This window comes from Salinicola sp. V024 (genome assembly GCF_052645315.1).
Map to the genome: position 1 here is coordinate 367,033 of NZ_JBQXYB010000002.1, position 24,245 is coordinate 391,277.

Sequence of the window (24,245 nt, forward strand, 5' to 3'; positions counted from 1 at the left end):
GTCTCTCTCAGCAGTCGGTTTCGATGGAGTCGTTACCGCCGGTGGCCGGCTGGCGTTGTTTGAATCGCGGCGTCTTGTCGAGCGTCGAATAGAGTTCTTCGAAGCGCGTCTTCAGGTCGGCGTGCGCGGTCTGCAGTTCGCTGAATGCGGAGGCGGTGGGGCGCTTGGCGAGATCGTCGGCTAGTTCGCCGTGACGCTTCACGAATAGACCCAGGGTTTCCTCCAGCTCAGAGCGGAAGGCGTCGAAGCCCTTATCGGTCTTGGCGTCGTGCTTGGCGAACAGCGCCTTGACCCGATCGGTGAGCGAAGGGCCCTGATCCTTCGGCGGCTTCTCGCTGAAATCGAGTTCGGTTTCGACTGCAGCGGAAAACAAGTTGGTGGGGCGAGTCTTGCGCCCAGCGAGCGGGGACTGATCGCCAGCGCCCGCGCTGAATTGCAGCATTTGCGTGCCGAGCGATGCCGGGCTGTCGGTGACGGCGAGACCAACCAGGTACGGTTCGCCGGTACCGGCGAAATCGGGGTCCACTTCCATGGACGAATAGACTTTCTGACGCAGCTGGTTAAGCGCCTTGAGTTCGTCGGTGGGGTCGATCTCGGCGAGCAGCTGGAGTTTGCCCTCACCATTCTTTTCGGCTTTCAGTGCGGTGACGTCGCCATACGCCTTGAACGGGCCGTCGGGAAGAATCCCCTTGATGTGCTCGAGGTTGATTCGGCACCCGTATTTCTCGGGATCGAAATTGGCCGCCATTTTCTCCAACCAATCGGCAGGGATGTTGCGGTCGTCGGTGGTGGCGCCTTCTGTAGCGATGCGATGCCAGGGCATGTAGCGGTCTCCGGGAGCGAGCGGGCAAACACTGCTGTTCGTAACGTAAGTGGCGTCAGGTTCCGCGTCCCGGCGGCGCGGCTCAATGAATCCGCGTTGTAGAACGGCGGGTGACAAACCGTTGACCGATAACGGTTTCCGGCGCGTCGGTACGCTGGCCGCATGAACCTATCTCCCCAAATAGCGCCGAAATTGCCGCTTCAACCTGCCCCGGATTCGCCGGCCGCTGTCGACTCGACGCTAGATGTCGTCGATAGCGACCGCCTAAGCGCGCGCCATCTCTACTGGATGGGGTGGCGTATCGCTCGTATCGCCGAATTCATGGATCTACCGCGTGCCACGATCAGTAGCTGGAAACAGCGCGAGAAGTGGGACGACGCGACGCCATCGCAGCGGGTCGAGGGCGCGCTCGAGGCGCGGATGGTCAAGCTGATCAGCAAGGACGCGAAGGAAGGGCGGGACTTCAAGGAGCTTGACCTGTTAGGCCGGCAGATCGAGCGCCTGGCGCGAGTTCACAAATACGAGGTAAGCGGAAAGGAGGGCGATCTCAACCCGAACATCGAGCGGCGTAATTCCGGCGAGAAGCGCAAGCCGAAACGCAACGATGTCGGCGACGAAGGCGTGATCCAGATCGTCGAGGCGTTCGAGTCATCGCTGTTCGAGTACCAGCGGCATTGGTACCGGGCCGGTCAGCATGAGCGAATCCGCAACCTGCTCAAAAGCCGCCAGATTGGCGCGACCTGGTATTTCGCCCGGGAAGCGATCGCCGACGCCCTGGAGACCGGCAAGAACAAGATCTTTATGTCGGCGAGCAAGGCTCAGGCTCATATTTTTCGCGCCTATATCGTCCAGTTTGTCAAAGAGGTTACCGGCGTCGAACTAAGGGGCGATCCCATCATATTGGCCAACGGTGCCGAGCTGCATTTTTTGGGGACCAACACGAAAACAGCCCAAGGTCGCACCGGTGACACCTTCCTTGACGAGTATTTCTGGATTCATGGGTTCGAACAGTTTCGCAAGGTGACTAGTGGTATGGCGCTCCACAAGCAGTGGAAGCAAACCTATTTCAGCACCCCGTCCTCCGTGGCGCACGAGGCATACCCGTTTTGGACCGGTGATCGCTATAACAAGCGCCGGGCGAAATCCGATCGCGTCGACATCGACGTCAGTCATGCGGCGCTGGCCGGTGGTGCTCGCTGTGCTGATGGGCAGTGGCGCCAGATTGTCACTGTGCAGGATGCCATCTCCGGTGGTTGTGATCTGTTCGACATCGATCAGCTCCGGCTCGAGTACAGCGATGACGAGTTCGCCAACCTGCTGATGTGTGAGTTCGTCGACGACAGCCAGTCGGCGTTCCCGATGATGACGATGCAGCGCTGCATGGTGGATTCGTGGGACGTGTGGCGGGACTGGAAACCGTTTGCCCGGCGGCCGTTCGGTGAGTCGCCGGTGTGGATCGGCTACGACCCGGCGGGCGACGGCGAGGGTAGCGACGGCGCGGGGCTGGTCGTGCTGGCCCCGGCGAAAAACCGCAGCGACAAGCACCGGATCCTCGAGAAGCATAGGCTCAAGGGACAGGACTACGAGGCGCAGGCCGAGTTCATTCGCAAGATCACCCAGCGCTATAACGTCCAGTTCATCGGCATCGACACCAACGGCATGGGCGAGGCCGTGGCACAGCTTGTCGCAAAATTCTTCCCGCGCGTCACGCGCTACCGGTACACGCCCGACAGTAAAGCGGCGCTGGTTCGCCAGGCTCAGCACATCATCGAGAAAGGGCGGCTCGAGTTCGACGCGCGTGACGTGATCATCGCGCAGTCGTTCTCGTCGATCCGTCGCGAGCTGACCGCGAGCGGCCGCCAATTCACCTACGCCGCGGGCCGGAATAACCAGACCGGGCACGCGGATCTCGCCTGGGCAACCATGCATGCCCTTCATAACGAACCGATCGACGTGCTGGCCGAAGGCGAGCGCGGCAAATCCATGATGGAGATCTACGGATGAAAGCTACGGCCGACAAACCGCGCGTCCGCGTGCCCGCAACACTAACCGCGTCGACGCCGGCGCGGGCGGAATCTTTCACGTTCGGCGACCCGGTACCGGTCATCGACATGCATGATTTTCTCTACACCGGCTGCTGGATGCTTGGCTCGCGATGGTTCGAGCCGCCGGTCGATCTGGCAGCGCTGGCGCGGACCTATCGGGCGACGGCGCACCACGGTTCATCGCTGCAGGTAAAACGGAACATTCTGACGCGTTCGTTCATTCCGCACCCGTTGCTGAGCCGGCGGGCGTTCCGGTCGCTGGTGAATGATTATCTGGTGTTCGGCAACGCCTACGCCGAGCGCGTTTTCGGTCGGCTGGGTCGGCTGCTTGAGATCCGGCCGGCGCAGGCCCGGTACGTGCGGCGTGGCGTCGAATCGGGACAGTTCTGGTGGACGTGCGATTGGCGCCAGCCGGTGGAGTTCGAGCGAGACTCGGTCATTCATCTGATGGAGCCCGACATCAATCAGGAAATCTACGGCGTGCCGGACTACCTGGGCGCGATGCAGTCGATCCTGTTGAACGAGAACGCCACGCTGTTCCGCCGCAAGTACTACCTGAATGGCTCGCACGCCGGTTTCATCCTCAACGTCACCGATGAGGCGATGAACCAGGAGGACATCGACGCCATGCGCGAGGCGCTCAAATCCTCGAAGGGCCCGGGAAATTTCCGGAACCTGTTCCTGTATACGCCGGGTGGCAAGAAAGACGGGGTGCAGCTGATCCCGATCAGCGAGGTGGCGGCCAAGGACGAGTTCGCCGGCATCAAGAAGACGACGCGAGACGATACGCTCGTTGGCCACCGTGTGCCGGCGCAGCTGATGGGCGTGATGCCGGACAACGTCGGTGGGTTTGGTGACGTGGAGAAGGCTGCGCGGGTATTCGTGACCAACGAGCTCGAGCCGCTGCAGGCGGTGTTCCTCGAGATCAACGACATCGTGGGGCAAGAGGTGGTGCGGTTTCGGCCGTATGAGCTGGGCGCGGCCCAGGAGGAGGGGGCGCCACTCGTTTAGAGAAAGCGCCCGGCGGCCACCGGGCGCATCGCCTGAATCTTCCTGATTCCTGTCACTCCCTTGGACCTCACAGCGACGGCCAGATCTTAACGAAAAGCTGTATAAATAGACAGGTGTCAGGATGTCCCAGAAACCGATTCTTCCATGGATGGGCGGCAAACGTCGCCTTGCGAAACAGATCTTGCCGCTGTTCCAACCCCACCACACCTACGTCGAGCCATTCTGTGGCGGCGCCGCACTGTACTTCATGAAAGAACCCAGCCGGGTGGAGGTGATCAATGATGCCCATGGCGAGTTGGTCAATCTCTACCGGATCGTCAAACATCACCTCGAGGAACTTGTCCGGCAATTCCGCTGGGCGCTGGTCAGCCGTGAGGAGTACCTCACTCAACGAGAAGTGGATCCGGCGCATCTGACCGATATCCAACGCGCCGCGCGGTTCTTCTACCTGCAGAAGCTGGCGTTTGGAGGAAAGGTCTCGGGGCAGACCTTTGGCACCTCGGCAGCCAGCCCGCCGAGGCTCAATCTCTTGCGAATCGAAGAGGATCTCAGTGGCGCTCATCTTCGATTGGCGCGGACGTTAATCGAACATCTTGACTGGGCAGAGTGTCTCCGACGATACGATCGGGACGAGACACTTTTCTATCTGGATCCACCGTACTGGGGGACCGCCGGATATGGGCGCGACTTCGGGCTCGAGCAGTACGACCACATGGCGGAGTTCGCAAAGCGATCGAAAGGCCAGGTCGTCATCAGCGTGAACGATATACCCGAAATGCGGACCGCGTTCGATGGCCTGAACATCAGCACGACCCAACTCAAGTACACCGTCGGACGTCAGATGACAGAGGCGCGAGGGGAGCTGATTATCTCCAACCGTTGACGGCTTAAGCTGGTACGACACGGCCGCCCACTTGGGCGGCCGTGTCATTTTCTGAGTCGGCTGACGCATGGCCCCTCTGGAGCTGCCCAGCACCGCTGCCGCGCCGTCGACTCCCCGCCCCGCCTGCGCGCTAAATGGGTCGGTTTTGTTGCAGTGTTGCAGATGGTGGCCGGCCGCGCCGATGCTGGGGCGACCCAGGGTTTTACAACGAAATTTATTGATGCGGAATGATGCGTTTTGCGCCGTAGTGGAAGGGAGATGTGGCGATGGCTGTTTGCGGTCTACGTCGCGCGGCAATGAACCAAACCTCGCCGCACTAGTCTGCTACTTGGTTTCAAAGGAAGCTTCGCCCGGATTGGAGTTTTGGCTGGTTGATACCCGCGTAGTGCGTTTGAGGACATTGATGCGTCGTCGCGCTACAATGCCGGCCATCTTTTTCCTACCAGCTCGCCGGCAAGAAAAATTCTATGTACAGGGCTGCGTACACACCCCAGGTTTCATTGGATGTCAAAAGACGAAAACTCGACTGATCTCAAGTACATACGGAATTTTTCGATCATCGCCCATATCGACCATGGCAAATCCACCCTGGCGGATCGCATCATCCAGTTCTGCGGGGGGCTGACGGATCGCGAGCTCAAGGAGCAGGTGCTCGATTCGATGGATCTCGAACGCGAGCGGGGCATCACCATCAAGGCGCAGTCGGTCACGCTCGACTATCAGGCGCAGGATGGTCATACCTATCAGCTCAACTTTATCGATACGCCGGGGCATGTCGACTTCTCCTACGAAGTGTCGCGCTCGCTCTACGCCTGCGAAGGGGCGTTGCTGGTGGTCGACGCGGGTCAGGGCGTCGAGGCGCAGTCCGTCGCCAACTGTTACACCGCCATCGAGCAGAATCTGGAAGTCATCCCGGTTCTCAACAAGATGGACCTGCCCCAGGCCGATCCGGACAAGGTGGCTCACGAGATCGAGGAGATCATCGGCCTCGACGCGCAGGATGCCATACGCGTGTCGGCCAAGAGCGGCCTCAATATCGATCTGCTGCTCGAGCGTCTCGTTCGCGACATACCGCCACCCCAGGGGGATCGTGAAGGCGATCTCCAGGCGCTGATCATCGACTCCTGGTTCGATAATTATCAGGGCGTCGTGTCGCTGGTGCGGCTGTTCGACGGCACGCTGAAAAAGGGCGACAAGATCCGGATGAAGTCGACCGGTCGCGATTGGGACGTGACGGATATCGGCTATTTCACGCCCAAGCAGAATTCCACCGGTATCCTGCGGGCCGGCGAAGTCGGCTTCGTCATCGCCGGGATCAAGGATATCCAGGGCGCGCCGGTCGGTGACACCATCACGCATACCAAGACCAAGGACGTGCCGCGCCTGCCCGGTTTCCAGAAGGTGAAACCGCAGGTCTACGCGGGCATGTTTCCGATCAGTTCCGATGACTACGAGGACTTCCGCGACGCGCTCGAGAAGCTGGCGCTCAACGATGCCTCGCTCGATTACGTGCCGGAAAATTCCGACGCGCTCGGGTTCGGCTTCCGTGTCGGTTTCCTGGGCACGCTGCACATGGAGATCGTCCAGGAGCGGCTGGAACGCGAATACGACATCGATCTGCTGACCACGGCGCCCACGGTCAATTATGAAATCCTGATGGATAACGGCGAGCTGGTCACCATTTCCAATCCGTCGAAGCTGCCGGACATGGCCAACGTGGCGGAGATGCGCGAGCCGATCGTGCGCGCCAGCATTCTGGTCCCGCAGGAGTACGTGGGCAACGTCATCTCCGAATGCGTCAATCGGCGTGGCGTGCAGCTCGACATGCAGGTGCTGGGCAACCAGATGCAGCTCGTCTACGAACTGCCGATGGCCGAAGTCGTGATGGATTTCTTCGACCGTCTCAAGTCGATCTCCAAGGGTTATGCGTCTCTCGACTACAGCTTCGAGCGTTTCGAGGCGGCCAAGCTGGTGCGCCTGGATATCCTCATCAACGGGGAGCGTGTCGACGCCCTGGCGCTGATCATTCACCGTGATCATGCCCACTCTCGCGGCCGCATCCTGGTCGACAAGATGAAAGAGCTGATCCCGCGTCAGATGTTCGACGTCGCCGTCCAGGCGACCATCGGCGGCAGCGTGGTCGCGAGATCCACGGTCAAGGCGCTGCGCAAGAACGTGACGGCCAAATGTTACGGCGGTGATACGTCACGCAAGAAGAAACTGCTGGAGAAGCAGAAAGCCGGCAAGAAACGCATGAAGCAGGTGGGTCGTGTCGAAATACCCCAGGATGCGTTCCTTGCCGTTCTCAAAATGAACGAGTAGGAAAACAGGTCATGGATTTTTCGCTGTTACTGGTGTTGGCTGTCGCCATCACAGGGCTCGTCTGGTTGCTGGACAGCCTGTTCTGGCGTCGCTCACGTCATCGACGTCAGCGGGCCGATGCCGAAGCCAAGGGCGATGGCAAGACCGCAGAGTTCAAGGATCCCTGGCCGGTCGATTACGCTCGCTCGTTCTTCCCCGTGCTACTGATCGTGCTGGTGCTGCGCAGCTTCATCATCGAACCGTTCCAGATTCCTTCCGGTTCCATGCGTCCGACGCTCGAGATCGGCGATTTCATTCTGGTCAACAAGTTCAGCTACGGCCTGCGACTGCCGGTCATCAATACCGAAATTGCGGATCTGGGCGAGCCGGAGCGGGGTGACGTCATGGTCTTCCGCTTCCCGGAGGACCCGTCGGTCAACTTCATCAAGCGCGTCATCGGCTTGCCTGGCGATCGCATTCGCTACGAGAACAAGCAGCTCTACGTCAACGGCGAACCGGTATCCAAGTCGATGACCGACTCCGATCCGGCGGAGGCGCCCGGCGAAGAGCTGTTCACAGAGCATCTCGGCGATGTCGATCACAGTATTTTCAACAATCCGCAGAGCCCCGGGCCGCAGATGCGCGAGATCGTGGTTCCCGATCATGAATATTTCATGATGGGCGACAACCGCGATCACTCCAACGACAGCCGCTACTGGGGCTTCGTGCCGGAGAAGAATATCGTCGGCAAGGCGTTCGCAGTGTGGATGCACTGGGATGGTGGATTACCTAGCTTCAGTACGGTGCGACAGATAAACTGATCCTTATATAGCCGGAAGCTAAAGCAACCGTTGCGCCGCCCGGCGAGACCATCGGGTTTCGGTTCAGGTAACGGCAGTGACGCAGCAACTCGCGGAGCGGGCGACGGGCTATCCCGCGCCCGCTTTGCTTCGAAGACAACGACTCTTTGTTTCAAATAAGACTTGGTTCAAAGATAACGACTCAATGGGAATGACGTGAGTGATCCTCTGCAAGGCTTCAGCCGTCGTATCGGCCACGACTTTCGTGACCCGGCGCTGCTGGAACTGGCCCTGACGCATCGAAGCGTCGGCGGTTCCAACAACGAAAGACTCGAGTTTCTGGGAGACTCGATCGTCAATTTCGTGATCGGCGAAGCGTTGTTCAAGCGCTTTCCGGCCGCACGCGAAGGTCAGCTGTCCCGGCTGCGAGCAGGCCTCGTCAAGGGTCAGACGCTGGCCGTGGTGGCCCGCGAATTCGAACTGGGCGGCTGTCTGCGGCTGGGCTCAGGGGAGATGAAAAGCGGCGGACATCGGCGCGATTCGATTCTTGCCGACGCCTTGGAAGGGGTCATCGGCGCCATCTATCTCGATGCCGGTATGGATGTGGCACGCAGCCGCGTGCTGGCCTGGTTCGGTACCCGGCTGGAGGCGATCGATCTGCACAATACGCAGAAGGATCCCAAGACGCGGCTGCAGGAGTTTCTGCAGTCTCGCCAGCAGGCGTTGCCGCGCTACGAGGTGATTTCGGTCGAGGGTGAAGCACACTCCCAGACCTTCAGCGTCGAGTGTCATGTCTCGATGCTGGGCGACGAATCGCCGACGCTGGGAGAGGGCTCCAGTCGGCGCATCGCCGAGCAGCAGGCCGCCGAACTTGCGTTGTCCAAACTCGAACCCTCAAAGGGCAAGCGCCAATGACACAGAGCTGTGGTTTCGTCGCGATCGTCGGGCGCCCCAACGTGGGCAAGTCGACCCTGATGAATCGGATCCTGGGGCAGAAGATATCGATCACTTCGCGTCGTCCGCAAACGACGCGTCATCAGGTGATGGGGATCAAGACCGAGAACGAGGTCCAGTTCGTCTACGTCGATACGCCGGGTATTCACCTGCAGACCCGCGATCGCAACAAGGCGATCAACCGGTTCATGAACCAGGCCGCGACGCAGGCGCTGCGCGATGTCGACTGCGTGGTGTTTCTGGTCGATCGCACCCGCTGGACGGACGAAGATCAGGTCGTTCTCGACAAGCTGACCCATGTCGATGCGCCGGTGATCCTGGCGATCAACAAGGTAGATTGGCTGGAGGACAAGACGACCTTGCTGCCGTGGCTGGAATCGCTTTCGGCGAGACGCGAGTTCGCCGCGATTCTGCCGATTTCGGCCAAGGACGGGACCAACGTGCCCGAACTCGAGGGCGAAGTCGCCAAGCGTCTGCCCGAGGGCGTGCACTATTTCCCGGATGACCAGATCACCAACAAGAGCCAGCGGTTTCTGGCGGCCGAACTGGTACGTGAAAAGGTCATGCGCCAGCTGGGCGACGAGCTTCCCTATCAGATGACCGTCGAGATCGAAGAGTTTCGCGATGAAGGCAAGGTCATTCACATTAGCGCGCTGATGCTGGTCGAGCGTCAGGGCCAGAAGAAGATCCTGATCGGCGACAAGGGCGAGCGGATCAAGAAGATCGGTATCGAGGCGCGTCAGGAGATGGAGCGCGCGTTCGACAGCAAGGTCATGCTCAACCTCTGGGTCAAGGTCAAACGCGGCTGGTCCGACGATGACCGTGCGCTGAAGAGTCTCGGCTATAACCACGATTGAACGACGGCCAGCGACTTCCTTGCTGACCTACGCTTTTCTCAAGAGACAACGGCAATGACGCCCCAGCCGGCCTACCTCCTGCACAAGCGGCCTTACCGGGAAACCAGTGCGCTGGTCGATGTCATCACCCTCGAACACGGCCGCGTGCGCGCCGTGGCCCAGGGGGTGCAGCGAGCGGGCAGCAAGTCGCGCAGCAAACTTCAGCCCTTTGCGCCGCTGCATCTGACCTGGGTCGGCGACGGAGATCTCAAGCGCCTGCGGATGATGGAAACCAGCCAGAGCGCGGTATTGCTGGCCGGTGAGGGGTTGCTCTGCGGTTTTTACGCCAACGAGCTGCTGACCCGTGCGCTGCCGGTGGGTTTGCCTGCAGGGGACGTATTCGCCATCTACGCCTGGGCGATCGAGCGTCTGACCCGTCCGGCGGAGCGCGCCACCAGCCTGCGCCGCCTCGAGATCACGCTGCTGGAAACGCTGGACGCCGACCCGGTGTTTCTCGATCTGGACGACGCGCCGCTCGACCCCTCCGTACGTTACACCTATCTGCCCGAGAGTCGCCGATTCATGCCGATTGCGGCGCATCTTCCCGGATGGGACGGCCGCAGTCTCAAGCTGTTGGCGCGCGGCGACTGGGATTCACCGGGGCTGGCCGGTTTGAGCAAGGCCTTGACCCGCGCCGCCCTGGCGCCGTTGCTCGGCAATCAGCCGTTGCGCTCCCGAGAGCTGATGCAGCGCCTCGGTCAGCGTCGTCGGCAGGGACATTCCTGAGCGTGATCGATGTCGGGTTCGGTTTTTGTATCGAAGACCCGCTGCGACACCATTCTCGTTTTGCCCACCACAGCTTTTGCCTATCACAGCTTTTGTCTATCACAGCTTCTACCTATCAAAACAAGGAGATCGAGCCGATGATCGCTACCCGAATCCAGTTGGGGGTCAACATCGACCACGTCGCGACGTTGCGCCAGGCACGCGGGTCCCGCTATCCCGATCCCGTCCAGGCGGCGCTGCTGGCCGAGGAAGCCGGCGCCGACGGTATCACGCTGCATCTGCGCGAAGATCGCCGCCATATTCAGGAGCGAGACGTCGAGCTGATTGCGGCCGTACTCAACACGCGCATGAATCTGGAGATGGCCGTCACCGAAGAGATGATCGCGCTGGCCGAGCGGCTGAAGCCCAGTGATGTCTGCCTGGTACCGGAAAAGCGCGAGGAGTTGACCACCGAAGGGGGCCTCGACGTCGCTGCCGGCCGTGACGCCGTCACCGATGCCTGCACGCGTCTGGCGGCCGCCGGCTGCCGGGTGTCGCTGTTCATCGATCCCGAACCGGCCCAGATCCAGGCGGCGTTCGAGGCCGGTGCGCCCATCGTCGAGTTGCATACCGGTGCCTATGCGGAGACTACCGGTGAGGCCCAGCGCCTCGAGTACGCGCGCCTGGTCGCCGCCGCGGAGTTCGCCGACGAGCTGGGGCTGGTGGTGAATGCCGGTCACGGTCTGCACTATCACAACGTCGAGGCGGTCGCGGCCATCGCCGGTATCCACGAGCTCAATATCGGCCATGCGATCATTGCACGAGCGCTGTTCGTCGGTCTCAAGGAAGCCGTGGCGGAGATGAAGCGGCTGATGATCGCGGGCCAGGAGTCGGGGCTCGTCGCCCAGATCGAGTCTTTCGACCACGACCACGACCACGACCATGAACACGATCATGACGCCGACGATGACCACGGCCACGTTCACGCGTAAGACCCTCAGCGATTCGCGGTGATCTTCTGGTCGTCGGCCCATACGATGAGACGATCGCAGGCGGCCATCAGGTCGCGAAACGCCTCACCGCAATCGTCCAGCGGCTGGCGCCGGGCTCGATTCTCCAGTACGTCGCAGCTCGCCGATAGCTGCGGTACGCCGCAGTAGCGACAGCCGCCGCCGAGCTGGTGCGCGATCTCCACGAGCTGTTCGACGTCATGGCGCTGCCACGCATCCTGCAGTTGGCGGCGGTAAGCGGGCAGGCTCGCGACCAGCATCGTCAGCATCTCCTCGGCGAGCGCTGCGCGATTGCCGCTGAGCCGTCGCCCCTCGGCCTTGTCGACGACCGGTAGATCATCGGGATGCGATGACGGGCGGGAGCCCGCGGTAGTGGCGGACGCCGCAAGGCCCCGTTGCGGAGGCGGAATGGTGGCGCCAACGCTGGGCGGCGCCGCTAGCGGCAAGTAGCGGCCCAGCAGGTCTCTCAGAAGACGCTCGTCCAGCGGCTTGATCAATCTCTCGTTGAAGCCGTCATGCGCCAGGCCGTTCTTGTCTCCCAGACGCTTTTCGTCCACGGAGCTGTTTTCGTTCTCCAGCCCGTTCCCATCCTCGGGGCAGTTCTCGTCCTCGACAGTTTCGCGGCCTTCGGCGCTGCCGCTATCCTCAACATAGGCCTCGTACGCTGCCGGCTCGGCGGTCATCGCGATGATCGGTTTATGTTCCCATGCGCGACTCAGGCCTCTCAGGCGACGCGTTGCCTCGACGCCACCGGCATCGGGTAGACGCAGATCCATCAGTACCAGATCGAGGGTCTCTTCCTCCGCAACGGCATAGGCTTCCGCGGCCGTTCCGGCGATCACCACGTCGACACCGAAGATGGGAAGCAGGGCGTCCAGATAGTGTTGCGAGACTTCGTCGTCATCGACGACCAGGACGCGAGGGCGGGGAAGTAGCATCCGTTGACGGCGTTCGGCGAGCATCTTGGCCAACGTCCGGCCGAGAATGTAGCGCGATATCGGCAGCCGTAACACGACGCTTCCCCTCGGCAGACGCCAGTTGAGTGGCTGGCTCGGCGCGACGTTGGCGACCACCAGACAGGGACGCTCCATGGTGTCGAAGCGCGATTGCCAGGATTCGCGGGCCTCGGGTTCCAGGTCCTCGATGTCGATACCGATAATCGCCAGCTGACTCGTGTCACTCGGAACGATCGGAAAATCCGCCTCGGCCAGCGATATCGGGCGCGCGCGCCAGCGCTTCAGCGCGTAATCGAGGAGATAGGCAAGCCGCGCATGGGGTTGCCACAGCGCAATCTCCGCGCCTTCGAGGTCGAATTCCGCCGGGCGGACGTAGGGTGCGCACGCTTCCAGCCCGATGTTGGCAACGAGGGTGTGCCCCTTGCCCGAGCGCGCGCCCAGCGCCAGTGTTCCGTTCATATTCGCGACCAGACGATGGCAGATGCCGATGCCGATGCCGGCTTCGGCATCGCCCGGTCGCGCCGGGCCACGATCGACCGCCTTTTCGAGGCGCTTGCCGTGTGCTGGGCCGAGGCTGCCACCGTCGCTGACGCTCAGACGCAACCGCACGGCGCTGCCTTCACGGCTCTCGAGGACGACTCGAACGACCACATCACCCTCGCCGCCATACTTGATGGCATTGTTGATCAGGTTGGTCAGCAGTTGGCGGATGCCGACATCGGCTCCAACTAGGCGAGGGGGAACATCGTCGTAGACGATCGCCAGCAGCGTAATGCCCTGTGACTGCGCCAACGGGGTTTGTAGACACAGGACTTCCCATAGCACATCGGTGATGTCGAACACGTTGTCGGCGCGGCAACGGCGGGTGTCCCCCAACACATGGTCGACGGTGTCAAGTAGCCCGTTGGAAGCCAGGTGGATATGACGCAGCCATTCCCGTTGCTGGGCGTCGAGAGGACTGTTCTCCAGCAGCCGACAAAACCCCAGCACCCCGGAAAGCGGGGCGCGCAGTTCATGGCTGACATAGCTGAGATCGGCCTCGGGAAGGGCCTGGGGGAGTGATGTCGGCGAAGGCGTCGGCGGAACGTGCGATGATTCGCTGTTCTTCTCGTTCTCGATTTCGAGCTCAGTGTCGACCAGTTCCCGCTGGCGCCCGATCTCTTCGCCGCGGCGCGATTGCCGCCAGGCCAGTACCGCCGGCGAGGCCAGCAACAACGCCACCAGCGGCGTCCACCAGTCGTACCGGCCCTGGGGGACGGGGCTTGCGCGTTGGGGATCGAGGCTCAGGTCCAGCCAATAGCGATGCGTCGATTGCGAGCCGGCAAATTCCTCCAGCGGCTGAACCCATCGCTGAACGCCATCGTGATGGCCGGTGTGCAATGTCGGCGGCAGTGTTTCCAAACCGGCAGGAGGCGGCATCGACCCCGTGGAATCGCGGGCATTGCCGCTTTCATCTCTGAGCGTGGCGTTGAGGATCGCCGGGTCGCGAGTCAGGCGGGTCAGCAACTCATGGACCTGAGCCATGTCCTCGTTCTGCGCAGCTTCGGCCAGTGATGGCGTGAAAACACGATTGATACTCTGCAGCCTACGAGACAGCATCTGGCTGTTGCCATGATGCCATTCCCAGGCATGCCACCCGGTAAACCCGAGCAGCAGCAGGGTAGATAGCGTCGAAAGCAGAATCACCCAGCGTGGAACCATGAATACTCGAAGCCCTTGACGTTCTCTTGGCGTTTTTATCGGCGATTACCTATAAAACCGTAATCCTGGACGTCACTTGAATCGACTATATCTTACGAAGGGTTTCTCAGTATCGTCTCGAGACGCCAATGCCAGCGCACGAGTCGGTGTCGCGTCACGATGACCGCTGTCATGTCCCCCGCTGGCTTCGATATACTGGTGTCATTCCACTTACCGATTTCAGCCGGCCGCTTCGACCAATGGCCTCGACTGAAACCGTCCAGACTTTGGCTTCAGGAACTTCTCTATGGCATTTCCCACACTCGCGCAGACCGTCGGCAATACGCCGTTGGTGAGACTCGCCCGCATCAACGCCGGGCGCGACAACACGATTCTGGCCAAACTGGAGGGTAACAATCCGGCGGGTTCGGTCAAGGATCGTCCGGCGCTTTCCATGCTTCGCGAAGCCGAAACCCGCGGCGACATTTCGCCGGGCGATACGCTGATCGAGGCAACTTCGGGCAACACCGGCATCGCGCTGGCCATGGCCGCCGCGGTGATGGGTTACCGAATGGTCCTGATCATGCCGGACAGCGCCTCCAGCGAACGCAAGCAGGCCATGGCGGCTTACGGCGCCAGGCTGATCGGGGTCAGCAAGGAGGCTGGCATGGAAGGGGCGCGAGACCTGGCCGACGAGATGATCGCGCGAGGAGAAGGCAAAGCGCTCAATCAGTTCGCCAACCCCGACAATCCGCTGGCCCATTACCGCACCACGGGTCCCGAACTCTGGGAGCAGACCGCGGGTCGCATCACCCATTTCGTCAGCTCCATGGGCACGACTGGAACCATCATGGGGACGTCGCGCTATCTCAAGGAGCGCAATCCGTCGATCGAGATCGTGGGCCTGCAGCCGGCGGATGGCGCCAGCATAGCCGGTATCCGCCGTTGGCCCGAGGCGTATCTGCCCGATATCTTCGAGCCCCAGCGGGTCGACAGGGTGCTGGATATCGGCCAGCAGGAGGCCGAAGAACATATGCGCCGGCTGGCCCGGGAAGAGGGCATTTTCGCCGGCGTCTCGTCCGGCGGGGCGCTAGCGGGGGCGCTGAAAGTCGCCGAACAGGTGGATAACGCGGTCATCGTGTTCATCGTCTGTGATCGTGGCGATCGCTATCTTTCCACCGGCCTTTACGCGCCGGAAACCTGATCATGGCGATGCTGGGAAAAAGACGGATACCTGCCGCGCGGCGTGAACGACAGCCGGTGCCGACCACGTCGGGACCAAAACCCGACGACGGCTCGCTGATCATCGAGCGGCTGGCGCACGACGGGCGTGGCGTGGCGCGCAATGCCGACGGCAAGACGGTGTTCGTCGACGCCGCGCTGCCGGGGGAGCGGGTGGACGTTGCGATACATCGCCAGCGCAAGCGCTATGACGAGGCCCATATTCGTGAGCGCCTCAGCACTGCAGACAGTCGCGTCGAGCCGCCGTGCATTCATGCCACGCGCTGTGGTGGCTGTGATCTTCAGCATCTGAGTGTCGACGGTCAGCGCGCGCACAAGCGTCAGGTGCTGATCGAGCTGCTCGGCCGGCAGGCGATCGAGGTCCCCGGAGACGTAGCGATGCTGGTCGGCGACGCCGCCGGCTATCGGCGTCGGGCGAGGCTGGGCGTCAAATGCGATGCGCAGGGTCGCGTTCATCTCGGCTTTCGAGCGCGGGGCAGCGAGCAGCTGGTCGATATCGACAGCTGCCATGTGCTGGCGCCACCGCTGGCGGCGCTGTTGCCACGGCTGCGGGCCCAGCTCGAATCGCTCGAGGCGCCCCGACATGTCGGGCATCTCGAACTGCTGCTGACCGATGCCGACATTATCACCGTGGTCGTTCGTCAGCTGCGCGATGTGCCTGAGGACGCGCAGCGCTGGCGGGCCTTTGCCGCACGTGAAGGTCTGGCTTGTGCGCTGCGTCGAGGACGGCAATCGACCGATCTGATCTGGCTGGGCGACCAGCCGCGGCTGATCACGGTCGTCGAGGGCGGCCGGCGGCAGCTGTCGCTCGCGCTGGCGCTGGCGCCGGGGGATTTCCTGCAGGTCAACGCCGAGATCAATCAGCGGCTGATCGATACGATGAGGGATTGGCTCGCACTGCGTGGCGACGAACGCCTGCTCGACCTGTTCGCCGGCATCGGCAACTTCTCGCTGGCTCTGGCCGACGACGTGGCCGGGGTCACCGCGGTCGAGGGCAGCCATGAAATGGTCGCGAGGCTGCGAGACAATGCCGCGGACAACGCATTGGACATGACGGTATTGCAGGCCGATCTCGGCGATCCCGGTGCGGCGGTCGAAGATCTGCTCGCCGAGCATGACACGGTGCTGCTGGATCCGCCGCGGGACGGCGCCGATGCGCTGTGTCGTCGGCTGGCGGCAAGCGACGTCGCGCGGGTCGCCTATATCTCCTGCGATCCGGCGTCATTGGCGCGAGACGCCACGCATCTGCTGGCCGGGGGCTTTGTCCTGTCGCGTCTGGCCATGGCCGACATGTTTCCACATACCGCGCATCTGGAATCGCTGGCGCTGTTCGAACGGCCAGGTCGTCTCGAACGGCCAGATCGTCTCGAACGCGAAAAACGTCTCGAACGGCCAGCGCCTCAGGATGGCAGTCTCGGTAGTCCGGTTTCGGGAGGCAAGCACTAGCATGGTGAAAGTGCGAGAGAGTGAGCCGTTGGTCGATGACGGCAGTGTCGATCTGGACCTGTGGCTGAAACGGCTGCAACAAGACGTCGAGCTACGCGCCCCGGAGCGGATACGCCTGGCCTGCGAGCTGGCGCTTCGCGCCAGTGAGCGTGAGGCGCTGGGCTCGGCCGAGACGCTGCCCGATCAGACGCTGCTGACCGGGCTGGAGATGGCCGATATCCTCAGCCAGCTCAAACTGGACCAGCAAACGCTGGAGGCTGCGATACTCTATCGTAGCGTCCGCCGGGGGCTTTTGAGCCTGGAAAGCGTGGCCAAGCAGATGGGCAGCGAAGTCGCCAAGCTGATCGAGGGGGTGCTCAGCATGGCCGCGATCAGCCAGCTTCAGGCGCCCAAGCACGGTCTGTCCCAGCACAATCAGCAGGACAATCTGCGCAAGATGCTGGTGACCATGGTCGACGACGTGCGTATCGCGCTGATCAAGATTGCCGAACGGACGTGCATGCTGCGCCAGGTCAAGGATGCCTCGCGAGAAAAGCGGCTGCGTGTGGCGCGTGAGGTCTTCGACATCTACGCCCCGCTGGCGCACCGGCTGGGTATCGGTCAGATCAAGTGGGAGCTCGAGGATCTGGCTTTCCGCTATCTGCACGAAACCGAGTACAAGTCGATCGCCAAGCAGCTGGCGGAAAAGCGACTCGCCCGTGACCGTTATATCCATGAAGTCGTGGACACGCTGGAGACGCTGCTGGAGCGCCAGGGCATCCTGCGCTATCAGGTCGATGGCCGGGCCAAGCATATCTATTCGATCTGGCGGAAGATGCAGCGCAAGCGCATCGATTTCTCCCAGGTCTACGACGTGCGGGCGGTTCGTATTCTGGTGCCCGAGATCGCCGACTGCTACACCACCCTCGGGGTGGTGCACTCGCGCTGGCACCATGTGCCCAATGAATTCGACGACTATATCGCCAATCCCAAGAAGAACGGCTATCAGTCGCTGCACACCGCGGTCATCGGCCCCGAGAACAAGGTGCTCGAGATCCAGGTGCGCACCTTCGCCATGCACGAAGAGGCGGAGCTCGGCGTCTGCGCCCACTGGCGCTACAAGGGCATGGACACCGACGCCAAGAGCCGGGGTTACGAAGAGAAGATCGCGTGGCTGCGCCAGGTCCTCGAGTGGCAGGAAGAAGTCGGCGACGTCGGCGATTTCCGCGAGGGGCTGGCGAGCGACGTGGCGCCGGATCGGATCTACGTGTTTACGCCCGACGGTCACGTCATCGACATGCCCCAGATCGCCACGCCGATCGATTTCGCCTATCGCGTGCATACCGAAATTGGCCATCGCTGTCGCGGTGCCAAGGTCGACGGCCGCATCGTGCCGCTGACCTATCGGCTCAAGACGGGCCAGCAGGTCGAGATTCTTACCGCCACCAAGAGTGCGCCGAGCCGCGACTGGCTCAACCCCAATCTGGGCTATGTGCGCACCTCAAGGGCGCGCTCCAAGATTCAGGCCTGGTTCAAGCTGCAGGCGCGCGAGCAGAATCTCGACGAGGGCAAGGCGATCTTCGATCGCGAGTTTCGCCGACTCGACATCGACGGTGTCGATCTCGAGCGTCTGGCGGCTGCGGTCAACTACCTCGAGGTCGAGGACATGTACGCCGCGATCGGGGCGGGCGATCTGCGTATCGGCCAGGTACTGCATCAGGCCCAGCAGCTGTTCGGCGAAAGCGACGATCAGGAGCAGCTCGATCGCCTGCTGACGAAGCCGCGGCGCCATCAGGGCAAGGAGCCCAGCGACGGGATCACCGTGCTCGGGGTCGGCAATCTCAAGACTGCGATGGCCAACTGCTGCCACCCGGTGCCGGGGGATCAGATCATCGGCTATATCACCCAGGGTCGCGGTGTCACCATTCATCGCCAGGATTGCTCCAACGTGCTGCAGTTGCGCAGCGAGGAGCCGCGGCGGATCGTCGACGTCGAGTGGGGTCAGAAAGAGCAAGCCCAGTATCCGGTGGACATCGAAATCGAAGCCTGGGATCGCTCCGGGCTGCTGCGCGACGTCACCCACGTGCTCTCCAGCGACCGCGTCAACGTGACCTCGGTCAATACAGTGACGGACAAGTTCGACAACATCGCGCGAATGCGGATCACCTTGGAGATCGAGAGTCTGGAGGCGTTGGAGCGCATCTTCTCGCGCATTCAGCAGCTACCCAACGTGATCGACGTCAAACGGCTGAGACAGGGCGCGGGGCAGGGTCACGGGCCACAATGAGGATCAAGGTTTGAGTATCGAGGACAAGACCGCCATGCCACCGCCTGCCGACCTCCGACGCCCGGACTCGCGACGTCATTCCCTCGATGACCTGCTGACCCTGATGGCCGTGCTCAGGGATCCCGACCATGGCTGCCCGTGGGACATCAAGCAGCACTGGGACACCATCGTTCCCCATACCCTCGAAGAAGCGTACGAGGTCGCCGATGCCATCGAGCGCCGCGCCTTCGAGGAGCTGCCCGGTGAACTCGGCGATCTACTGTTCCAGGTCGTCTACTATAGCCAGTTCGGCCGGGAGGAAGGGCGCTTCGACTTCGACGATGTCGTGGATACGCTGACGGCCAAGATGCTGCGACGTCATCCGCATGTCTTTCCCGACGGCACGCTGCATTCCCGACGCGGTAGCGGTGGTGACGCGGAAAGTCAGGTGGCCGAGCGGCAGGTCAAGACCCGCTGGGAAGCATTGAAAGCCGAAGAGCGGGAAGCCCGCGTAACCGATGGCGCCGGTGCTTCGGCGCTGGACGATATCCCCACGGCGCTACCGGCACTGAGTCGCGCCGCCAAGTTGAGCAAGCGTGCTGCCGGTCAGGGTTTCGACTGGCCGGACGAGCGCGGCGTCATCGACAAGATCCGCGAGGAACTCGCCGAGGTCGAGACGGCGCTGGCCGAAAACGACCGGACCCACGCCCAGGAGGAAGTCGGCGATCTGCTGTTCGCTGTCGTCAATCTGGCACGGTGTCTGGGCTGTGACCCGGAACAGCAGCTGCGCGGGACCAACGCCAAGTTCGAATGGCGCTTTCGTTACGTCGAACGTGCCCTCGCGGCAAGCGACTCCGCGACTGATCGTGCCTCTCTGGAGGAGATGGAGCGCCATTGGCAGGCGGCAAAGCGCGTAGAGAACGCCTCGCGCTCCTGATCCATGTCGTAAATTTACGACTAATGTCGTTTTCCCGCCGGTCGACTCTTTCCCCCAGATCGTTATGCTGATGTTTTCAGCGGTTTATCCCAGTGATATCGATCTGCTGGGATCGGGGTCGCCACCTGGCGCCCTGTCTAGCCATAGGGAGGGATGCCATGAGTCCAGAACAGGAAACGTCGCTGCACGAATCATTGCGAGACAACGTCCGGCTGCTGGGCGATAGCCTCGGCCGCACCATTGCCAAGGATCTCGGCAGTGAGTTCGTCGATCGCATCGAAACGATCCGTGCCCTGGCCAAGAAAGGGCGACAGAGCGCCGAAGAAGCCGATCGCCGCGAACTGATCGATTACCTGCGGGCGCTCCCTGACCAGGAGTTGCTACCGGTCACCCGGGCCTTCAACCAGTTTCTCAACTTCTCCAATATCGCCGAGCAGCACTATCGCGCACGCTTTCGGCGTGTCGAAGATTACAAGCCCGGCACCCAGCCCGATCTGGGCGAACTGCTCCAGCGCGTGGGGGCGTCGGGCCAATCCTCGCGGCAATTGGTCGATGCCATCGCCGACATGCGCGTCGATCTGGTACTGACGGCACATCCCACCGAAGTCATTCGACGCACCTTGATTCAGAAATACGACGCCATCGATGACTGCCTGCGGACCATCGAGGACAGCGGCGATCATCCGGAAGTACTTCAGCGCGCCCAGGGCCGATTGGAAGAGCTCATTGCCCAGTCCTGGCATACCGACGAGATTCGCCACGAGCGACCCACGCCCGTCGACGAGGCGAAATGGGGCTTCGCGGTGATCGAAAACTCGCTGTGGGAGGCGGTCCCGACGTTCCACCGCGACCTGGATGCGTTGCTGATGGAGACGGCCGGTGAGCGGTTGCCGCTGGAAGCGTCGCCCATCCGCTTCGCCTCGTGGATGGGGGGCGACCGGGACGGCAATCCCAATGTCACGTCCAGCGTCACCGAAGAGGTTCTGCTGCTGGGGCGCTGGATGGCCGCCGATCTTTATCTGCGCGATCTGGAGCAGCTCAAGGCCGAGCTGTCGATGTGGAAGGCCAACGATGCGCTGCGCGCCGAGGTCGGAGACGACGCCGAACCCGGATCCCGCCAGGCTGCAGAGCCGTATCGCGCGCTGCTCAAACGCTTGTCGACCCGGCTGGAGGCGACTCGGGCATGGGCGCGAGCGCGACTCGATGGGGAGCCGCCCGGCGATGATCCCATCATCGAGACGCGCGAGCAGCTGTTCGCGCCGCTGCTGACCTGTTACCGCTCACTGTGCGATGTGGGGCTGGAGACCATTGCCAACGGCGTACTGCTGGACACGCTCAGACGCGTGGCGGTCTTCGGGGTCAATCTGGCCAAGCTCGACGTCCGCCAGGACGGTACCCGCCATGCTCAGGTCTTCGAGGAGCTGACCCAATACCTCGATGTCGGCGCCGACGGCAGCCACTACCGTGACTGGGACGAATCCGCGCGGCAGGCATTTCTGCTCGAAGAGCTGGCCTCGCCGCGGCCGCTGATTCCGCCTCGTTGGGAGTGCTCGGCCGAAACCCGGGAAGTCCTCGACACGTTCGGCGTGATCGGCCGCGAGCATCGTCAGGCGCTGGGCACCTATATTATCTCCATGGCCCAGCAACCCTCCGACGTGCTGGCGGTGGCGCTGCTGATGAAGGAAGCCGGCAACGGCGTGCGTCTGCCGATCGCTCCGCTGTTCGAGACGCTGGACGATCTGGATCGGGCGGGTGACGTGATCGAGCGTCTGCTGGCACTGCCGGGGTATCGAGAGGTCGCCGGCGACTATCAGGAAGTGATGATCGGCTACTCGGATTCGGCCAAGGATGCCGGCCAGCTGGCGGCGGCCTGGGCCCAGTATCGTGCCCAGGAGCGGCTGGTCGACGTGTGCCGAGAGGGCGGCGTATCGCTGACGTTGTTTCATGGCCGCGGTGGCACCGTCGGCCGCGGCGGTGGCCCTGCCCACGCCGCCATTCTGTCGCAGCCGCCGGGCTCGGTGAACGGTAGCCTGCGAGTGACCGAGCAGGGCGAGATGATTCGCTTCAAGTTCGGCCAGCCCGATATCGCGCTGCGTTCGATGGAGATCTACGTCTGCGCGGTGCTGGAAGCGACGCTGTTGCCACCGCCCGCACCCCGACCCGTGTGGCGCGAGGAAATGGATCGCCTGGCCGATATTGCCCATCGTGCCTATGTGGGCGTAGTGCGCGAGGATCCCGACTTCGTGCCTTACTTCCGGGCGGTGACGCCTGAAGGCGCACTAGGCCGGCTGCCGCTGGGGTCACGTCCCGCCAAGCGGCGTCAGGAGGGCGGCATCGAGACGCTGCGTGCCATTCCCTGGATATTCGCCTGGACCCAGACTCGCCTGATGCTGCCGGCCTGGCTGGGTAGCGGCGAAGCGTTCTCCAAGCGTCTGGAAGAAGACGGCGGGCTCGATCGGCTGCGAGAGATGCGCCAACAGTGGCCGTTCTTCGGCACCTATCTCGATATGCTCGAGATGCTGCTGGCCAAGTCGGATCCGCTCATCGCCGCCTATTACGAGAAGCGGCTGGTGGAGGAGCCGGCATTGACCCGACTGGGTGAGTCGCTGCGTCAGCGCTTGGTCGATCTGGAAGCCGTGCTGCTGCGGATCCTCGATCAGCGCCGTCTGCTCGACAATACGCCGTTGATTCGTCAGGCGATCGAAGTGCGCAACCCCTACATCGATCCGCTGCATGGTCTTCAGGCCGAACTGCTGCAGCGTAACCGCGATGCCGACGGCAATATTACACCGGAGCTTTCCCGAGCGCTGATGGTAACGATGGCGGGTATCGCTGCCGGCCTGCGTAATACCGGCTAGGCGCGAGAGATGCCGCAAATCCTGCTATAACGATAGTGACCGGCCTGCATGAAAATGCGGCCGGTCATCGACCCGTCGACAGGGAGCGCGGCATGGAGTTCAAGGATTACTACGCGGTGCTGGGCGTGGAGCGCGATGCCACTCAGGAAGAGATCAAGCGCGCCTACCGCAGACTGGCGCGTAAGTATCACCCGGATGTCAGCCAGGAAACCGATGCCGATGCGCGCTTCAAGGAACTGGGTGAGGCGTACGAAGTCCTGAAGGATCCCGAAAAGCGTCTCGCCTATGATCAGGTGGGTCAAGGTCAGCGGGCCGGCGAGGATTTCCGGCCGCCGCCGGACTGGGATGCCGGGTTCGAATTCCGTGGCGGTGGCTATACTCAGCAAGGCCATTCGCGAGGCGACTATTCAGCGGGAGGCCATTCACAGGAGGACAGCGCCGCTTTCAGCGATTTCTTCGAATCGCTGTTCGGGCAACGCCGGGCAGCCGGCTTTGGTTCCGCAGCCTCGAACGGCGATCCCGGCAGCGCGCGGTATCGTGATCGCGGTGCGGGTCTGCGCGGAGAGGATCATCATGCCAAGGTGTCGATCGCGCTCGAAGACGCCTATCGCGGCGCCACGCGGACGCTGACGCTCCAGAGCGGTGAAATCGATGATCAGGGTCGGCTGCGACCTCGCCAGCGTACGCTGAAAGTTCGTATCCCCAAGGGCGTCAAGCAGGGCCAGCGAATCCGCCTGGGCGGGCAGGGCGAGGCGGGAATGGGCGGCGGACCGACCGGCGATCTCTATCTGGAGATCGAGTTCGATCCCCATCAGCGCTATCAGGTCGAGGGGCGTGACGTCACGCTGATTCTGCCCGTGGCACCCTGGGAAGCGGCATTGGGCGCGACGATCGCGGTCCCGCTACCCGAGGGATCGGTGGAGCTCAAAGTGCCGCCGGATTCCCGGGAAGGACGGCGCTTGCGACTCAAGGGCCGAGGCATTCCCGGCCAGCCGCCGGGCGATTGCTACGTGACATTGAAGATCGTTCTGCCGCCGGCGACGAATGACGACGTCAAGGCGGCTTATCGCCAGCTGGAAGCGGTGGCGAACTTCGATCCCAGAGCGGCAGCGGAGGAGAAGCCATGACCATCCACGATCTCACCCAGGTCCCCGTCGACAACCTCGACGAAACACCCGTCCTGACGCTTGGCGAACTGTGCCGGACCTGCACGGTCCATGCCGAGTGGGTCATCGAGCTGGTCGACGAGGGCGTCATCGTTCCCGATGGCCGCCGGCGCGAACAGTGGCGGTTCTACGGCGCGAGCCTGCACCGGGTCAGAGTTGTCCAGCGTCTGCAGCACGATCTGGGGGTCAACCTGGCTGGCGCAGCCCTGGCACTCGAACTCATGGATGAGGTGGCACGATTGCGCCGGAGAGTTGGCGAATAGCCGGTCGCTTGCCGATCACCGAAG

General features: G+C 62.4%; 18 protein-coding genes. 16 read left to right on the forward strand and 2 right to left on the reverse strand.

Annotation, left to right across the window (positions count from 1 at the left end; translation table 11 throughout):
* Positions 1–7: 7 nt before the first annotated feature.
* The gene (locus tag ACUN9V_RS05160; RefSeq protein ID WP_445510604.1) at positions 8–940 is read right to left on the reverse strand and encodes a GPO family capsid scaffolding protein; all 933 of its coding nucleotides are present in this window, start codon (positions 938–940) and stop codon (positions 8–10) included.
* 75 nt (positions 941–1,015) lie between these two features.
* On the opposite strand from ACUN9V_RS05160, the gene ACUN9V_RS05165 reads away from it, so the two are divergent.
* From ACUN9V_RS05165 to pdxJ, 9 genes are all read left to right on the forward strand, one after another.
* Entirely contained in the window at positions 1,016–2,827 is a 1,812-nt protein-coding gene (locus ACUN9V_RS05165) for a terminase large subunit domain-containing protein (RefSeq protein ID WP_445510711.1), read from the forward strand.
* Positions 2,824–3,879, forward strand: coding sequence for a phage portal protein (locus tag ACUN9V_RS05170; protein ID WP_445510605.1), 1,056 nt, complete (start codon positions 2,824–2,826; stop codon positions 3,877–3,879). Before ACUN9V_RS05165 ends, ACUN9V_RS05170 begins: the two co-directional genes overlap by 4 nt.
* A 121-nt stretch (positions 3,880–4,000) precedes the next feature.
* Positions 4,001–4,762, forward strand: coding sequence for a DNA adenine methylase (locus tag ACUN9V_RS05175; RefSeq protein ID WP_445510606.1), 762 nt, complete (start codon positions 4,001–4,003; stop codon positions 4,760–4,762).
* A 504-nt stretch (positions 4,763–5,266) separates the two neighbouring features.
* Positions 5,267–7,084 carry a translation elongation factor 4 gene (lepA, locus tag ACUN9V_RS05180; protein WP_445510607.1) on the forward strand — a complete coding sequence of 606 codons (1,818 nt, stop codon included), beginning with the start codon at positions 5,267–5,269 and terminating at the stop codon, positions 7,082–7,084.
* Positions 7,085–7,095: 11 nt separating this feature from the next.
* Positions 7,096–7,884: a signal peptidase I gene (gene lepB / locus ACUN9V_RS05185; RefSeq protein ID WP_075562410.1), complete on the forward strand. Its 789-nt coding sequence runs from the start codon at positions 7,096–7,098 to the stop codon at positions 7,882–7,884.
* Between the two features lie 207 nt (positions 7,885–8,091).
* A complete protein-coding gene (rnc, locus tag ACUN9V_RS05190) occupies positions 8,092–8,778 on the forward strand; it encodes a ribonuclease III (RefSeq protein ID WP_425353386.1) in 687 nt (228 codons plus the stop codon).
* Complete coding sequence (gene era, locus ACUN9V_RS05195; protein ID WP_445510608.1) at positions 8,775–9,674, forward strand: GTPase Era; 900 nt, start codon at positions 8,775–8,777, stop codon at positions 9,672–9,674. Before rnc ends, era begins: the two co-directional genes overlap by 4 nt.
* A gap of 54 nt (positions 9,675–9,728) precedes the next feature.
* Positions 9,729–10,439 carry a DNA repair protein RecO gene (gene recO, locus ACUN9V_RS05200; RefSeq protein WP_075562407.1) on the forward strand — a complete coding sequence of 237 codons (711 nt, stop codon included), beginning with the start codon at positions 9,729–9,731 and terminating at the stop codon, positions 10,437–10,439.
* Positions 10,440–10,576: 137 nt separating this feature from the next.
* Entirely contained in the window at positions 10,577–11,410 is an 834-nt protein-coding gene (gene pdxJ, locus ACUN9V_RS05205; protein WP_445510609.1) for a pyridoxine 5'-phosphate synthase, read from the forward strand.
* A gap of 5 nt (positions 11,411–11,415) precedes the next feature.
* Here pdxJ and ACUN9V_RS05210 read toward each other — a convergent pair whose 3' ends face one another.
* Positions 11,416–14,085: an Hpt domain-containing protein gene (locus tag ACUN9V_RS05210; RefSeq protein ID WP_445510610.1), complete on the reverse strand. Its 2,670-nt coding sequence runs from the start codon at positions 14,083–14,085 to the stop codon at positions 11,416–11,418.
* Between the two features lie 286 nt (positions 14,086–14,371).
* Here ACUN9V_RS05210 and cysM point away from each other — a divergent pair, with 286 nt between their 5' ends.
* The 7 genes from cysM (at position 14,372) to ACUN9V_RS05245 (ending at position 24,221) form a co-directional block, all read left to right on the forward strand.
* Positions 14,372–15,268 carry a cysteine synthase CysM gene (cysM, locus tag ACUN9V_RS05215; protein WP_445510611.1) on the forward strand — a complete coding sequence of 299 codons (897 nt, stop codon included), beginning with the start codon at positions 14,372–14,374 and terminating at the stop codon, positions 15,266–15,268.
* Between the two features lie 2 nt (positions 15,269–15,270).
* Positions 15,271–16,752 carry a 23S rRNA (uracil(1939)-C(5))-methyltransferase RlmD gene (rlmD, locus tag ACUN9V_RS05220; protein ID WP_445510612.1) on the forward strand — a complete coding sequence of 494 codons (1,482 nt, stop codon included), beginning with the start codon at positions 15,271–15,273 and terminating at the stop codon, positions 16,750–16,752.
* 1 nt (position 16,753) lies between these two features.
* Positions 16,754–19,018, forward strand: coding sequence for a GTP diphosphokinase (relA, locus tag ACUN9V_RS05225; protein ID WP_445510613.1), 2,265 nt, complete (start codon positions 16,754–16,756; stop codon positions 19,016–19,018).
* Positions 19,019–19,052: 34 nt separating this feature from the next.
* On the forward strand, positions 19,053–19,934 hold the full coding sequence (gene mazG, locus ACUN9V_RS05230; RefSeq protein ID WP_445510712.1) for a nucleoside triphosphate pyrophosphohydrolase: 882 nt from the start codon (positions 19,053–19,055) through the stop codon (positions 19,932–19,934).
* A 158-nt stretch (positions 19,935–20,092) separates the two neighbouring features.
* Positions 20,093–22,792 carry a phosphoenolpyruvate carboxylase gene (ppc, locus tag ACUN9V_RS05235; protein ID WP_445510614.1) on the forward strand — a complete coding sequence of 900 codons (2,700 nt, stop codon included), beginning with the start codon at positions 20,093–20,095 and terminating at the stop codon, positions 22,790–22,792.
* 92 nt (positions 22,793–22,884) lie between these two features.
* Complete coding sequence (locus ACUN9V_RS05240) at positions 22,885–23,919, forward strand: DnaJ C-terminal domain-containing protein (RefSeq protein ID WP_445510615.1); 1,035 nt, start codon at positions 22,885–22,887, stop codon at positions 23,917–23,919.
* A complete protein-coding gene (locus ACUN9V_RS05245; protein WP_075562399.1) occupies positions 23,916–24,221 on the forward strand; it encodes a chaperone modulator CbpM in 306 nt (101 codons plus the stop codon). The genes ACUN9V_RS05240 and ACUN9V_RS05245 overlap by 4 nt, the downstream gene beginning before the upstream one ends.
* Positions 24,222–24,245 lie beyond the last annotated feature (24 nt).